The 14,921-nt window shown below is 66.4% G+C and carries 11 protein-coding genes; 6 read left to right on the plus strand and 5 right to left on the minus strand.

Translation table 11 applies throughout. From position 1 onward, the window contains the following. Positions 1-3 precede the first annotated feature (3 nt). Both dnaE and OVY29_RS05345 read left to right on the plus strand, forming a co-directional pair. On the plus strand, positions 4-3,489 hold the full coding sequence (gene dnaE, locus OVY29_RS05340; RefSeq protein ID WP_037555706.1) for a DNA polymerase III subunit alpha: 3,486 nt from the start codon (positions 4-6) through the stop codon (positions 3,487-3,489). Positions 3,490-3,568: 79 nt separating this feature from the next. After that, complete coding sequence (locus tag OVY29_RS05345; RefSeq protein ID WP_037555707.1) at positions 3,569-5,173, plus strand: long-chain fatty acid--CoA ligase; 1,605 nt, start codon at positions 3,569-3,571, stop codon at positions 5,171-5,173. Between the two features lie 53 nt (positions 5,174-5,226). Here OVY29_RS05345 and OVY29_RS05350 read toward each other — a convergent pair whose 3' ends face one another. From OVY29_RS05350 to OVY29_RS05370, 5 genes are all read right to left on the minus strand, one after another. After that, positions 5,227-5,517, minus strand: coding sequence for a GIY-YIG nuclease family protein (locus OVY29_RS05350; RefSeq protein WP_037555708.1), 291 nt, complete (start codon positions 5,515-5,517; stop codon positions 5,227-5,229). Between the two features lie 53 nt (positions 5,518-5,570). Next, the gene (locus OVY29_RS05355; RefSeq protein WP_037555710.1) at positions 5,571-6,659 is read right to left on the minus strand and encodes a PA0069 family radical SAM protein; all 1,089 of its coding nucleotides are present in this window, start codon (positions 6,657-6,659) and stop codon (positions 5,571-5,573) included. A gap of 135 nt (positions 6,660-6,794) precedes the next feature. After that, a complete protein-coding gene (gene moaB / locus OVY29_RS05360; RefSeq protein WP_037555711.1) occupies positions 6,795-7,319 on the minus strand; it encodes a molybdenum cofactor biosynthesis protein B in 525 nt (174 codons plus the stop codon). Then, on the minus strand, positions 7,309-9,066 hold the full coding sequence (locus OVY29_RS05365; protein ID WP_037555838.1) for a lytic transglycosylase domain-containing protein: 1,758 nt from the start codon (positions 9,064-9,066) through the stop codon (positions 7,309-7,311). The genes moaB and OVY29_RS05365 overlap by 11 nt, the downstream gene beginning before the upstream one ends. Positions 9,067-9,078: 12 nt before the next feature. Continuing rightward, a complete protein-coding gene (locus OVY29_RS05370; protein WP_313911095.1) occupies positions 9,079-9,846 on the minus strand; it encodes a uracil-DNA glycosylase family protein in 768 nt (255 codons plus the stop codon). Between the two features lie 140 nt (positions 9,847-9,986). Between OVY29_RS05370 and OVY29_RS05375 the strand changes: the two genes are divergently transcribed. Genes OVY29_RS05375 through OVY29_RS05390 form a run of 4 tightly spaced genes read left to right on the plus strand, consistent with a single transcriptional unit; the run spans position 9,987 to position 14,869 of the window. Then, entirely contained in the window at positions 9,987-11,642 is a 1,656-nt protein-coding gene (locus OVY29_RS05375; RefSeq protein WP_037555840.1) for an electron transfer flavoprotein-ubiquinone oxidoreductase, read from the plus strand. 16 nt (positions 11,643-11,658) lie between these two features. Then, entirely contained in the window at positions 11,659-13,296 is a 1,638-nt protein-coding gene (locus OVY29_RS05380) for a tetratricopeptide repeat protein (protein ID WP_235211529.1), read from the plus strand. Next, complete coding sequence (locus tag OVY29_RS05385; protein ID WP_037555715.1) at positions 13,293-14,141, plus strand: 4-(cytidine 5'-diphospho)-2-C-methyl-D-erythritol kinase; 849 nt, start codon at positions 13,293-13,295, stop codon at positions 14,139-14,141. The genes OVY29_RS05380 and OVY29_RS05385 overlap by 4 nt, the downstream gene beginning before the upstream one ends. Then, complete coding sequence (locus tag OVY29_RS05390; protein WP_037555716.1) at positions 14,138-14,869, plus strand: N-formylglutamate amidohydrolase; 732 nt, start codon at positions 14,138-14,140, stop codon at positions 14,867-14,869. Before OVY29_RS05385 ends, OVY29_RS05390 begins: the two co-directional genes overlap by 4 nt. Positions 14,870-14,921 lie beyond the last annotated feature (52 nt).

The raw sequence follows: 14,921 nt of genomic DNA on the forward strand, positions 1-14,921 counted from the left end.
CCAATGGCCTACAGCCCCTTCGTTCCCCTGCGCGTCTTTTCCAGTTTCACCATGCTGGAGGGAGCGATCGAGCCCAAGGCGATTGCGAAAGCCGCGCGCGAGCGCGGGTTTCCGGCGATCGCGGTGGCCGATCGCAACGGGCTCTATGGCGTCATGGCATTCGGCGAGGCGTGCAAGGCGGCGGGGGTGCAGCCGATCGTCGGCACGCTGCTCAGCGTTGCGCGGCCCGGGCAGCGGCTGGCGAACGGCGCGCCGCAGATCGACTGGCTCGCGCTCTATGCGCAGGACGACACGGGATACGACAATCTGTGCGCGCTGGTGTCGGCGGCGCATCTCGGCCGTCCGGTCGAGCAGGATCCGCACGTGCTGCTGTCCGACATAGCGGGCAAGACCGACGGGCTGATCTGCCTGACCGGCGGCGGCGAGGGCGCGCTCGCGCGGCTGCTCGCGGGCGAGCAGAAAAGCGCCGCCGACGATTATGTCGAGCAGTTGGAGGCGCTATTCGGCGGGCGGCTCTATATCGAGCTGTCGCGGCGCGGCGATGAGGTCGAGAAGGCGGCCGAGGATGCGCTGATCGATCTGGCTTACGCACGCGCGCTGCCGATCGTCGCGACCAACCCGGCGAACTTCGTCGAGCCGCAATTCCATCCCGCGCACGATGCGATGCTGTGCATCGCGCAATCGGCCTATGTCGAGAGCGAGGACCGGCGCGTATCGAGCCCCGAGGCGTGGTTGAAGCCCGCCGAGGCGATGGAGGATGCTTTCTCGGACCTGCCCGAGGCGATCCGCAATACGCTGGTCGTCGCGCAGCGCTGCGCCTTCATGGCGCCTAAACGCAAGCCGATCCTGCCGAGCCTTGCGGGCGACCGCGAGGGCGAAGCGGCGCAGCTCAAGGCCGACGCGCACGCGGGGCTGGCGGCGCGGCTTGCCCATTATCCCGACCTCTCCGACGAAGACCGCGAAGCCTATGTCACGCGGCTCGATTTCGAAGTCGACGTCATCACCCAGATGGGTTTCCCCGGCTATTTCCTGATCGTTGCCGACTTCATCAAATGGGCGAAGGCGCATGACATTCCGGTGGGGCCGGGGCGCGGTTCGGGCGCGGGCAGCGTCGTCGCCTGGGCGCTGACGATCACCGATCTTGACCCGCTCAAACTGGGCCTGCTGTTCGAACGCTTCCTCAATCCCGAACGCGTGTCGATGCCCGACTTCGACATCGACTTCTGCGAAACGCGGCGGGGCGAGGTGATCCGTTATGTGCAGGAGAAATACGGCCGCGACACCGTCGCGCAGATCATCACCTTCGGTAAGCTGAAGGCGCGCGCGGTGCTCAAGGACACGGGCCGCGTGCTCCAGATGAGCTACGGTCAGGTCGACCGGCTCGCGAAGCTGGTGCCGAACCATCCGACCGATCCCTGGACGCTCGAACGCGCGCTGAACGGCGTCGCCGAGCTGATGACCGAGTATAAGCAGGACGACGGGGTGCGGCGCCTGTTCGACATGGCGCGGCAGTTGGAAGGCCTGCCGCGGCACAGCTCGACCCACGCCGCGGGCGTGGTGATCGGCGACCGCCCCCTCGACCAGCTCGTCCCGCTCTATCGCGACCCGCGCTCGGACATGCCGGTAACGCAGTTCGACATGAAATATGTCGAGACCGCGGGCCTCGTGAAATTCGACTTTCTTGGCCTCAAGACGCTGTCGGTGTTGAAGGAAGCACGGCGCCTGCTCGCGCTGCGCGGAGTCGACGTCGATCTCGACGCGCTCGCGTGGGACGATGAGGAAGTCTATGCGCTGCTCCAGCGCGGCGAGACCGTCGGGGTGTTCCAGCTGGAATCCGAAGGCATGCGGCGCACGCTGTCGGCGGTGAAGCCGACCAATTTCGGCGACATCATCGCGCTCGTCGCGCTCTATCGGCCGGGGCCGATGGACAATATCCCGCTGTTCGGCGCGCGCAAGAACGGGCGCGAGAAGATCGCCTATCCGCACCCTTTGCTCGAAGGCATCCTTGCCGAAACCTATGGCATCTTCGTCTATCAGGAACAGGTGATGCAGGCGGCGCAGATCCTCGCCGGCTACAGCCTCGGCGGCGCCGACCTCTTGCGCCGCGCGATGGGCAAGAAGGTCCAGGCCGAAATGGACGCCCAGCGCGACACCTTCGTCAAGGGCTGCGGCGAGCATAATGGCATCGACGCGAAGGCCGCGAACGAGCTGTTCGACTTGATCGACAAATTCGCGGGCTACGGCTTCAACAAGAGCCACGCCGCGGCCTATGCGCTGCTGTCGTACCAGACCGCGTGGCTGAAGGCGCATTATCCGCACGAATTTTTCGCGGCGTCGATGTCGTTCGACAGCCACCAGACCGACAAGCTCTCGATCTTCATCGACGACATGCGCCGGCTCGACGTCGCCATCGCGCCGCCCTCGGTCAACGACAGCGAGGCCGATTTTTCGGTCGGACGCGGCGATGACGGACTGACCGTCCGTTACGCGCTCGGCGCGCTCAAGGGCGTGGGTGAGAAGGCGATGGAGGCGCTCGTCGCCGAGCGGGCGAAGGGCGATTTCGTCAGCCTTGACGATTTCGCGAGCCGCATCGACCCCAAGCTGCTCAACCGGCGCCAGATCGAGGCGCTGGCGGCGGCGGGGGCGTTCGACTGTATCGAGCCCGACCGCCCGCGCGCCTTTGCCGGGGCCGAGAGCCTGCTCGCCTGCGCGAACAGCTCGGCGCACGAACGCTCGACGGGGCAGGGCGGTCTGTTCGGCGGCGACATCGCGATCGCGCCCGCGCTGCAACTGCCCGCCGCCGAACCCTGGACGCTCGCCGAGCGGATGACGCGCGAGAAGGACGCCTTCGGCTTCTATTTCTCGTCGCATCCGGTCGAGCAATATGAAGCGATCGTCTCGGCGCGCGGCGCGCGCTCCTATGGCGACATCTGCGACAATGTCGAAATGACGGCGGGAACGCGCATCCCGATGGTGATGGCGGCGATGGTCGAAAGCGCGCGCCCGCGCGTGTCGCAGCGCGGCAACCGTTTCCTCAACCTCACCCTGTCGGACCGCAGCGGCCAGTTCCAGTCGAGCTGTTTCGACGAAATCGCCGGCAAGACGCTCGAGGCGCTGGCGGCCGAGGGCGGCTGCGCGATGCTGTCGGTCGAACTCGATCTGCTCGAAGGCGAGGAAACGCCGCGGGTCACCGTGCGCGGTGCGCAGTCGCTGGCCGATATGGCGGCGACGGCCGCGCTCCAGCTGACCTGCCGCGTCGACACGCCGGCGGCGATCGAGGACATGGCGCGGCTGCTCGTCAAGCGCGACGACGCGAAGGGCCGCGTGGTCGTCACCACGATCGATCCGCTGACCGATGACGAGATCCGCATCGAACTTGGCCGCGGTTTCGCGCTCGGCCCCGACACGGTATCGCGGCTCGACATGATCGCGGGCGTGACCGAGCCCGCGCTGTCGCTCGTCGCGCCGCGCGAGTTCCGGGTGCGCTGACCTTCCTTCCCGCTTGCGTATCGGAGGTTTCCGCCCCTATCCATTGCCGGCAACGATATATATTTGAGGATGCCGCACCATGGGAATGCAGGGCCAGCCGCTGCTCGTCACCAGCCTGATCGATCACGCCGCACGCGAACATGCGGGGCGCGAGATTGTGTCGCGATGGGCCGACGGCAGCATGACGCGATCGAACTGGGGAGAAGTCGGCGCCGACGCGCGCCGTTTCGCTGCCGCGATGGTGAAGCTCGGGATGAAAAAGGGCGACCGCATCGCGACGCTGGCGATGAACCATGGCCACCATCTCGTCAGCTGGTACGGCACCGCCGGCATGGGCGGGGTGCTGCACACCGTGAACCCGCGGCTGTTCGACGAACAGCTGATCTACATTATCAACCATGCCGAGGACCGCGTGCTGCTGTTCGACGCGATGTTCCTGCCGATCGTCGAACGGCTGCGCCCGCAATTGCCGGCCGTCGAGCATTTCATCCTGTTCGACGCCCCGGCACGCGAGGGCTATCTTTCCTATCGCGACCTGATCGATGCCGAAGACGGCGGCTTCGAGTGGGTTTCCCTCGACGAGCGCGATCCGGTCGGGCTTTGCTATACCAGCGGGACGACGGGCAATCCGAAGGGCGTGCTTTACGAGCATCGCTCGAACGTCATCCACGCGATCACCGAAATCCAGCCCGACGTGTTCGACATGTCGAACCGCAGCGTGGTCCTGCCGATCGTGCCGATGTTCCACGCGAACAGCTGGGGCATTCCCTTCGCCGCCGCGACCGTCGGCGCGAAGCTGGTATTTTCCGCAACCAACGACGCGCAGATACTGTGCGACCTGATGCACGACGAGGGCGTCACCCACAGCGCGGGCGTGCCGACGGTGTGGATCGCGATGTTCGCGCATATGGACGCGACGGGGATCGGCTATGGCAAGCTGCACCGCGTGATCATCGGCGGGTCGGCGTGCCCGCGCGCGATGATCGAGCGGTTCATGACGGCGGGGATCGACGTCGGCCATGCTTGGGGGATGACCGAAACCTCGCCGATCGGGACGATGGGCAAGCGGCCGTGGAATTGGGACGAAATGAGTTTCGACGAGCGCGTCGACATCGTCGCGCGGCAGGGCTGCCCGCCGTTCGGGGTCGAGCTGCGCGTCGTCGACGACGAGGACAAGGAACTGCCGCGCGACGGCGAGACGAGCGGGCGGCTGCAATGCCGCGGACCGTGGATCATCCAGCGCTATTTCAAGGCCGATACCGACGCCGCCGATGCCGACGGCTGGTTCGATACCGGCGATGTCGCGGTGCTGCACCCCGACGGGGTCATGCAGATCACCGACCGCGCCAAGGATGTGATCAAGTCGGGCGGCGAATGGATCAGCTCGATCGAGCTCGAAAACGCCGCCGTCGGCGCGCCAGGGGTGCAGGAAGCCGCAGCGGTGGGCGTCTATCATCCCAAATGGGACGAGCGGCCGATCCTGCTGATCGTGAAGAAGCCGGGCGCCGAGGTGAGCGAGGCGAGCGTGCTCGATTACCTTTCGGACAAGGTCGCCAAATGGTGGCTGCCCGACGAGATCGTCTTCGTCGACGAGCTGCCGCACACGGCGACGGGCAAGATTTTGAAGCGGCAAATTCGGGATGATTACAAGGATTACAGGTTGAAGTCGCTGGCGGAAGCGTGAGGCGAGAGAAAAGGGATCGCCCCCGCGAAGGCGGGGGCCGCTGGCGCCCTGGCTCAGGCGTTGATGCTGTCAAACAGATCGGCCCATTCGGGGTTACCCTCGGAAATCAGCCGCAATTTCCATACGCGATTCCATTTCTTCAACGCTTTCTCTCGAACAATCGCTTCGTCGATACGATCGGAAGGCTCGGCATACACTAGCCGGGTCAAGCTCCACCTTTTGCAAAATTCCGATCCCGTTCCCGATCGGTGTGCAAAAATCCGAGCTGGCAAATTGTCTGTCACGCCGATGTAGAGGATTCCCATCGGCTTGTTGGTCATGATGTAGACATAGGCCTTCCTCATCCATCGTCTCTCCATGACGCCAGCGGCCCCCGCCTTCGCGGGGGCGACGGTGTTTAGAACAGCTCCATCTGGCCGTCGCGTTCGGGCGGGCGGAACAGGTCGCTGCGGATCGGCGGGAAGCTTTTGTCCATGCCATGTTCGCGCGCGGCGCGCTTGACGCGGGTGCGGATGAGCTGCGCCCAGACGCCGTGGCCGCGCATGCGCGTAAAGAACTGGGCGTCGTTGTCGCGACCGCCGCGAATGTCCTGCACCATGTGCATGACCTTGTCGGCGCGGTCGGGATAGTGCGCGTCGAGCCAGGCGCGGAACAGCGGTGCGACCTCATAGGGGAGGCGCATCAATATGTAGGACGCACGGATCGCCCCTGCTTCGGCGGCCGCGGCCATGATCGCCTCGATTTCGTGGTCGGTGATCGCGGGAATGATCGGCGAGATGTTGACCTGTGTCGGCACGCCCGCTTCGATCAGCCTGGCGATCGCGGCGAGGCGGCGTTTGGGGTGCGGCGCGCGGGGCTCGAGCGTGCGCGCGATGGCGGGATCGAGCGAGGTCACCGACACCGCAACACCGACCAGATTGTCGCGCGCCATGTCGGCGAGCAGGTCGATGTCGCGCAGCACGCGGTCGGACTTGGTGGTAATGATCAGCGGATGGCGCGTTTCGGCGAGGACCTCGACGACCGAGCGGGTGATGCCCCATTCGCGTTCGATCGGTTGGTAACCGTCGGTGTTGGTGCCGATCGCGAGCGGCGCGACCTTGTAATTGCGTTTCGCGAGTTCGGCGCGGAGCAGCTTCGCGGCGTCGGGCTTGGCGAAGAGCCTGCTTTCGAAGTCGAGCCCGGGCGAGAGGTCGTGAAAGGCGTGGGTCGGGCGTGCGAAGCAGTAGATGCAGCCGTGCTCGCAGCCGCGATAAGGGTTGATCGAGCGATCGAAGCTGATGTCGGGAGATTTGTTGCGCGCAATGATGGTCCTGGGATGCTCGACGGTCACCGTCGTACGCAATTTGGGCGCTTCGCCATCGATTTCATTAGCAGCGTCGAGCCAGTCGCCATCGGCCTCGCGGTCGAGCGATCCGGTGCGGGTCGGGCGCAAGTTGGTCGGGGCTCCGCGGCCCGCAATCGGGGGCAGGGGCTTCGGTGAGTCCATTGGTCGAGCTTAGCTCGGCAATGAGAACATATAAAGAACAAATCTAGTTTCGTCATTCCGGCGAAGGCCGGAATCCCGATCTCGGCGTGAAAGCGATAAGGCGAGATCCCGGCCTTCGCCGGGATGACGAAATGACTATTCGGTCAGCCGCGGCATCAGCTCGACGAAGTTGCACGGCTTGTGGCGGCTGTCGAGCTGGGTCGAGAGAATGCCTTCCCACGCGTCGGTCACCGCGCCGGTCGAACCGGGGAGCGCGAAGATATAGGTGCCGCGCGCAACCACGGCGCAGGCGCGCGACTGGATCGTCGAGGTGCCGATCGTCTTATAGCTGAGCCAGCGGAACAGCTCGCCGAAACCCGGAATATCCTTGCCGTCGAGCCGGTGCAGCGCTTCGGGCGTGACGTCGCGGCCCGTGAGGCCGGTGCCGCCGGTGGTGATGACGACATCGACCTCGGGGTCGTCGATCCAGTTGTGGAGGCGCGAGACGATCAGGTCGGTCTCGTCCTTGATGAGCGCGCGCGCGGCGAGGATATGGCCGGCGCCGGTCAAGAGGTCCTCGAGCTTGTCGCCCGACCGGTCGTCGGCGGCGCTGCGGCTGTCCGAAATCGTCAGGAGCGCGATGCGGACGGGCCTGAACGCCAGGCTCTCGTCAATCGGCATTCGCGAAATCGCCGGCATAGGTCAGGCGCGTGCGGTCCTTCCCGTCGGGGAAGCGCGGCCATTTCCCCTGCGCGAGCGCGGCGCGGCTGACCGACGGCTTGCCCTGCTGCGCTTCGTACATCCAGTAGTTGCGCAGCACGATGCCGACATAGCCGCGCGTTTCCCAATAGGGGATCGATTCCATATAGAGCAGCGGGTCGCCATTGTCGCGGATCTCGGTCTGCCAGCGCGCGATCGGCGCGGGGCCGGCGTTATAGGCGGCGATGACCTTGGGCAGCTGGCCGCCCGTCGCGGGATCGCGGCTCAGATATTGCAGATAACGCTGGCCGAGATCCATGTTCACCGCGGGCGTCTTGAGATCGCCGAGCGCCGCGACCGCGCCTTCCCAGCGCACAATGTCGCGCGCGGTGCCCGGGCGCACCTGCATCAGCCCGGTCGCGCCCGCGGGGCTCACGACGCCGCGCTGGAAGCGGGATTCCTGCAAGGTGTGGGCGAAGACGAGCGCCGGATCGACACGCCAGCCACCATTCGGTTCCCATTTGGGTTGCGGATAGCGGGCCTGCACAGCGGGCTTGCGGCCGTGCGGCGTATTGTGCGCGAGATAGAGCTGGGTTTCGGGCAGGCTGAGCGCGCCCGCCATCGCGATCAGCTGCGCATGCTGGTCGGAATTGCCGATCTGGGCCTGATGGCGCAGCGCCTGACCCGCGTAGACATCCTCGCCGATCTCGGCGAGCGCCATCGCGATGCGGACGTTGGGCAGCTTCTCGAGCGCGCGCCACGCGCTCCGGTCGGCGCGGATATTTTCGCGCTGGACCGCCGCCTCGACGCCGAGCGATTCGGCGGCGAGCAGGCCGTAGAAGGTTTCCTGATTGGCGGCCGCAGCGCGCAGGCGCGGCTGTACGAGGGCGGGCTGGCCCGCGGCGACGGCGGCGCGCGATGCCCAATAATAAGCGGCGGCACGCTGTTCGCTGTCGGGCGCTTCCTTGGCGACGCGGTCGAACGCGGCGAGCGCGGTGCGGTAATCGCGAAGCCGCCACGAAGCGAGACCCTGAACCCAGGCGCCCTGCGTCGCCCAGGCTCCGCCGGCGGCCGTGCAGGCGAGCGACAGGCGCAGCGCATTCTGATCGTCATTTTCTATATAATAGGACCATGCGACCTTTTGCGTCCATTCGGCGCGTGCCGGGGGGCTCAGCTGGTCGATGACGGCGTTGAGCAGGGCTTCGGCGCCTGCGGGGTCGTCATTCTTGATCCGGTCGGGGATCGTCGCCGCGAGGCGCGCCGCCGCGGGGTCGCTGACGCTGTCGGCGCCGAGCCGGCGCGGCGCGCTGCCGGCCCAGGCGAGACGCGCCTCGAAGGGAAGCGTCGGCAGATCGGTCGCGCCGCGCCTGGTCGCGAGGCGGCCGAGCTGCGCGGCTTGCGGCAACCAGGGCGAGCGCGAAAGGATCGGCATGATGTCGGCGACTTCGGCGCGCGGGCTGTTCGCCGCGGTCAGCAGTTCGGCGCGCAGGAAATCGGTGAGCGGGCCGTTATCGGAACCGTCGAGCAGGGATTTGGCTTCGGCCCAACGCTGGCCGCGGATCGCTGTGAGGACCTGCGTGTAAAGCTGCTTTTGCTTCGATGACAGGATATCGGGCACCGTTTGCGGCGCCGAGGCGAAATCGCGGTCGCCGGCATCGGCGGCGACCGCCGGCGCGGCGGCGGCGAGCGAAAGCGCCAGAGCGGCGCCGGAGAGGAGGATTCTGGTCATATTTTCCATCTGTCAACGTCCCCGGTTGAACCGTTTCAGGCTATCCCAAGCCGCCGCTTTCTGGGCGGGCCGGGCCAGCAACATCGCGGGATGCGCCACAGCCACCGCGTCCATCTTGGCGCCATCTTGGTTAATATTCAGTAACCTTCCGCGCGCGTCGGGAAGCGCCGTCGCGGCGGCCATGCGCGTGATGTCGCTTCCGATCAGCAGCAAGCGTTCGGGTTTGGCGAGCCGCAAATGATGCCATAGCAGACGGTCGAGTTCGGCCGCATCCGGGCCGTCGCAGCGACCGCCCGCGGGGCGCGTCACGGCAAGGCTCGCGGTGTAGCAGTCGCCGCGCGCCACGCCGATCGCGCGCAGCATCGCGTCGAGCAATTTTCCGGCGGGTCCGGCAAAGAGCGTGCCGTCCTGCTGATCGTCGATTTCGGGCCAGGCGGTGAGCAGCATCAGCGGCGCGCCCGCTTCGCCGACGGGAAGCACGCGGCGCGCGTCCCATTGGCTGCCGGGCACGTCGGCGCCGGTCGCCAGCCAGTTTTGAAATTCGGTCCAGTCGTCGGGAAATACGACCGGGCCCTTCGGTTCGAGTGCCTCGGGCGCTTCCTGCCGCTGGAGCGCAGCGGGGAGCGGGAGCGGCTCGGGATCGTTATCGGGGGCGCGTTTCGCCTTGGCGGCCGCAGCGTCATTCGCCGGCGGCACGACGAGCCAGCCCGCAGGTTCCTCGCCGACGAGCGCATCGACACCCGCCAGCGACCACCAGTCGCGGATGCTTTCCGCCAGCAACGCAGAGTTTTGCCCTCCCATGAAATTGTTTGAAACAGACAGTTGACGGGCGCGTCAATTGGCGGGCATCGCAATTCGTGACAGAATGAGCGCCGGACACGATGAATGATCGGCGCGGGGACGGCAGAAAGGTATTTGCGGTGAGCGAACGGGAATCGATGCCCTATGACGTGGTCATCGTCGGCGCGGGTCCGGCGGGGCTTTCGGCGGCGATCCGCCTGAAACAGATGGCGAATGAGGCCGGCAGCGAATTATCGGTGTGCATCCTCGAAAAGGGGTCCGAAGTCGGCGCGCACATCCTGTCGGGCGCGGTGATCGATCCCAGGGCGCTCGACGAACTTTTGCCCGAATGGCGCGATCAGGGCTGCCCGCTCGCCGAAGTGCCGGTGAACGACAATCAGCACTGGATTTTGACCAAGAACAAGAAATTCGGCCTTCCCGAATTCATCTCGCCCGGTTTCATGCACAATGAGGGCACCTATACGGGCAGCCTCGGCAATCTTTGCCGCTGGCTCGCCGAGCAGGCCGAAGGGCTGGGCGTCGAAATCTTCCCCGGATTTCCGGCTGCGGAAATCCTCTACAATGAGGATGGTTCGGTCAAAGGCGTCGCGACCGGCGACATGGGCGTCGCGCGCGACGGCAGCCACAAGGCCGATTACGCACCGGGGCTCGAACTCCACGCGAAATACACTTTCTTCGCCGAAGGCGTGCGCGGCCATCTGACCAAGATGCTCAAGCCGCAATTCGCGCTCGACGCCGATTGCGAGCCGCAGGTCTATGGCCTCGGCGTCAAGGAATTGTGGGATATCGACCCCGCGAACCATGCCGCGGGCCGCGTCATTCATACGCAGGGCTGGCCGCTCGACCAGAACGCCAATGGCGGCGGCTTCCTCTATCATCAGGCGAACGGACAGGTGGCGCTCGGCTTCGTGACCTGGCTCAACTATCGCAACCCGCACATCTCCCCCTTTCAGGAGATGCAGAAGTGGAAGACGCATCCCGAGATCGCTAAAATCCTGAAGGGCGGCAAGCGCGTCTCCTATGGCGCGCGCGCGATCAGCGATGGCGGGCTCCAGTCGGTGCCGAAGCTCGCCTTCCCGGGCGGCGCGCTGATCGGCGACAGCGCCGGTTTTCTCAACGTACCGCGCATCAAGGGCACGCACACCTCGATGAAATCGGGGATGATGGCGGCCGAAGCGGCCTTCGCGGCGGTGACCGCTGGCCGGTCGAGCGACACGCTCGACGCCTATCAAGCGGCCTATGACGGCAGCTGGGTCAAGAAGGAACTCAGCGTCGTGCGCAACGTGCTGCCGCTCGTCGAGAAATATGGCGACCTTGCGGGCACGATCCTGTCGGGCATGACGATGTGGCTCGAAACGTTCAAGATCAAAGTCCCGTTCACGATGAAGCATCATCCCGACAATGAGAGCCTCTATCGCGCCGACATCATGCCGAAACCGGACTATCCCAAACCCGACGGTGTGCTGACCTTCGACCGCCTGTCGTCGGTGTTCATTTCGAACACAAATCACGAGGAAGATCAGCCGGTTCACCTCCAGCTCAAGGATCCGTCGATCCCGGTCGCCTATAATCTGCCGCTCTATGACGAGCCCGCGCAGCGTTATTGCCCTGCGGGGGTTTACGAGATCGTCGGCGAGGAAGAAGGCGATCCGAAATTCGTGATCAACGCGCAGAATTGCGTTCACTGCAAGACGTGCGATATCAAGGACCCGACCCAGAACATCAACTGGGTCACCCCCGAAGGCGGCGGAGGCCCCAATTATCCGAACATGTAAGCCCGCGCGCTTCCTTTTGATCTCCGCCGCCGTTGCGGCGGCGGCGCCCGTGCATGCCGCCGAGGACAGCGGCGAAGTCCTCAATGCGCTCGTACGGGCGCGATTGGCGGAAGAGGGCGGAGCGCCGGCGGCGGCGCTGTCGGCGCTGGCTGCGGTGGCGAGCGCGGCGCCTGGGCTGCCCGGTATCCGCGGACGGATGCTCGAACAGGCGATCGAGGCGGGCGATCTCGATGCCGCGCGCTCCGCCGCGCAGAGCCTGTGGACGGCGGGCGACCGGCGTTTCGATGCGCAGCTGGTGCTGATGGTCGACGCGATGCGCCGGTCGGATTGGAACGCCGCCCGTACCTATATGGCGGGGCGGGCGGACAAGACGGGCGCCGACACGATCGCGCGGTTGATCCTGCCGACGGTGAGTGCGTGGATCGACATCGGCGCGCGCAAGAAATTTCCCGAACAGCATCTGCTCGCGGTGAACAGCGCGACCCGGCCCGAGCCGGCGCTGACGCTGCAGGTCGTGCTCGTCCAGATCGCGGCGAAGCGCGCCGATTCGGCCGCGTCGCTGACCGACAGCATCACACTGACCGACCGGACGAGCCAGCTCATGGGAGTGCGGGTTGCTGCGACGCTGGACAAGGCGGGTAAAAGCGACGCGGCCGAGCGTCTGCGAGGGCGGATCGCACTTGCGTCGGGGCAACGCGAAGATCCCATGCTGCTGCTTCCCGACCAGCCGGTTTCGACACCGCGCGCGGGCGTGGCGCAATGGCTCGGCATTTTGGCCGACGGTCTTGCCCGGACGCCGAACGGCAGCGCGAAGCTGCCGTTGCTGTTCGCGCGTGCGGCCTATTGGCTCAACGAGGACGATTGGGCAGTGCGGGCGACGCTGGTGGAGGCCCTCGACCGCAACGGCCAGTCCCGGGACGCGATGGCCTTGCTCGATAGCGGGCGTCAGGAACTGCCCGCCGCGCTGACGATGCGGCGCGCCGAACTGATGGCCGACGCGGGCGATCTCGCGGGCGCAGCGCAGCTTGCCGAAGCCGCCGCCAATGCCAGCCCTGCGCGCGGTCTGCTCGTCCGGCTTGCCGACATCGCGCGGCGATCGGGCGACCCCGCGGCGGCAGCGCGCGCCTATGAGCGGCTCGAGGCATCGCTCGGCGACGGCGAAAACGACCGGGCTTTACGCGGCACCTTGCTGATTGCGCGGGCGGAATTGCTATTGCAGTCGGGGCGGTGGGACGAGGCGCAAGCGCTGATGGAGCGAGCGGTTGCGCTGCGGCCCGGCGACGCGTCGATATTGAATTTCGCCGGTTATTCGGCGCTCGAACGGCGCAAGGATATCACGCAATCGCTGGCGCGGATCGAGGCGGCATGGCGCCGCGAGCCGCGGAATGCGAGCATCAGCGATTCGCTCGGCTGGGCCTATTTCCTGACCGGACGCACCGGCGATGCCGTGGATCTGCTCGAAAAAGCCCAGCGCGGCGAACCTGACAATCCGGTGATCGTCGAACATCTGGGCGACGCCTATTGGAAGGCGGGACAGAAGTTTCGCGCGCGCTATAATTGGCGCGCCGCGGCGCTGCTCGCCGAGGCCGAGATGGCGACGCGGCTGACGGCAAAGCTGCGCGACGGGTTGACTCCCGCCACGACGGCGCCGTGACGGCGTTTCGCGAGACCGGCTGGGCCAAAATCAACCTCGCGCTGCATGTCCGGGCGCGGCGTCCCGACGGCTATCATGCGATCGAGACACTGTTCGCCTTTGTCGACGGCGGCGATGCGATCGCGGCGGAGTTCGCCGATGCCGACAGCCTGACGATCGACGGCGAGTTCGCCGAAGGATTGAGCGCTGACGGCGACAATCTGGTGATGCGGGCGCTGGCGCTGCTTCGCGACCGCCATGGCGCGGACCGCGTGCCACCGCTCGCGGTGACGCTGACCAAGGCGCTGCCCGTTGCGGCGGGGATCGGCGGCGGGTCGGCCGATGCCGCGGCGATGGCGCGGCTGGTGCGGCGTCACTTTCTGCGCGAGATCGGCGATAGGGCGCTGGCGCGGATTATGAGCCCACTCGGCGCCGATGTCGCCGCTTGCGTGGCGAGCGAGACCTGCCTCGGTGTCGGCACGGGCGAAGAATTGAGCGTCGTGCCCGGACTGCGGCTCGGCGGAACGCCGGTGCTGCTGGTCAATCCGCGCCAGCCGGTCGCGACGGGGCCGGTGTTCGCCGCATGGGACGGGATCGATCGTGGGCCGCTGTTCACGGGCGCCGAGCCGCGCGCGGGGTTGCTCAGCGCGCGCAACGATTTGCAGCGCCCGGCGATCGCCCAGTGCCCGGCGATTGCGGACATATTGCTCGAACTCGGCGCGCTCAGGCCCTGGCTGGCGCGCATGTCGGGTTCGGGGGCGACCTGCTTCGCGCTGTTCGATGCGGCGGCCGAGCGCGACGCGGCGGCCGCCTTGCTCGCGGAGCGGCATCCGGGCTGGTGGACGATGGCGGGAGCATTAAGGTGAGCGAAGCGTGGCGGCAGATCGGCGAAGCGCGCGCGGGCGGTATCTTGCTTATCGCCGATCATGCTTCGGCGTTCGTGCCCGAGGATATCGATCTGGGTATCGAGCCGGCGCTGCTGTCGAACCATATCGCGATCGACATCGGCGTTGCCGAGGTCGCGGCGCGGCTCGTCGAAGCGGGCGCGGTCGATGCGGCGATCCTTGGCGGCGTGTCGCGGCTCGTCGTCGACTGCAACCGCGAGGAGGATGCGCCGGGGGTGCTCCCGATCGCGAGCGACGGCCATGCGGTGCCGGGCAATGCGCTGAACGACGATGCGCGCGAGGCGCGGCTGGCGCGCTTCTTTCGGCCCTATCACGACCATATCGCGGCGACGATCGCGGCGGCGCGGCCCGCGACGATCCTGTCGCTGCACAGCTTCACCCCGTCGCTCGCGGCGCATCCCGATCAGGCGCGGCCGTGGCATGTCGGGGTGCTCTATAACGAGGACGACCGGCTCGCGGGCGCGGCGATCCCGGCTTTGGAGGCCGAAGGACTGATCGTCGGCGACCAGCAACCCTATTCGGGCAAGCTGCTCAACGCGACCATGAACCGCCATGCGGAGGCGAACGGCATCCCCTATGTCGGGATCGAGATGCGGCAGGATCTGGTCGGCGAGGCCACGGGCCAGGCGCTGTTCGCCGAGCGGCTGGCGCGGATGTGCGAGAAAGTGGCGTTGAACATCGGTGCATAGGCGTGTAGAGGCGCATTTCATCGTCATTTTATGAAATAATATTATCAGGAAC

The organism is Sphingopyxis sp. SE2, assembly GCF_032227185.1.
Lineage (GTDB): Bacteria > Pseudomonadota > Alphaproteobacteria > Sphingomonadales > Sphingomonadaceae > Sphingopyxis.

Excerpts from the sequence above, each read along its gene's own strand:
- OVY29_RS05355 (WP_037555710.1), bottom strand. The coding sequence starts at position 6,659 with ATGGACTCACCGAAGCCCCTGCCCCCGATTGCGGGCCGCGGAGCCCCG.
- dnaE (WP_037555706.1), top strand. The coding sequence starts at position 4 with ATGGCCTACAGCCCCTTCGTTCCCCTGCGCGTCTTTTCCAGTTTCACC.
- OVY29_RS05365 (WP_037555838.1), bottom strand. The coding sequence starts at position 9,066 with ATGACCAGAATCCTCCTCTCCGGCGCCGCTCTGGCGCTTTCGCTCGCC.
- OVY29_RS05345 (WP_037555707.1), top strand. The coding sequence starts at position 3,569 with ATGGGAATGCAGGGCCAGCCGCTGCTCGTCACCAGCCTGATCGATCAC.
- OVY29_RS05350 (WP_037555708.1), bottom strand. The coding sequence starts at position 5,517 with ATGAGGAAGGCCTATGTCTACATCATGACCAACAAGCCGATGGGAATC.
- moaB (WP_037555711.1), bottom strand. The coding sequence starts at position 7,319 with ATGCCGATTGACGAGAGCCTGGCGTTCAGGCCCGTCCGCATCGCGCTC.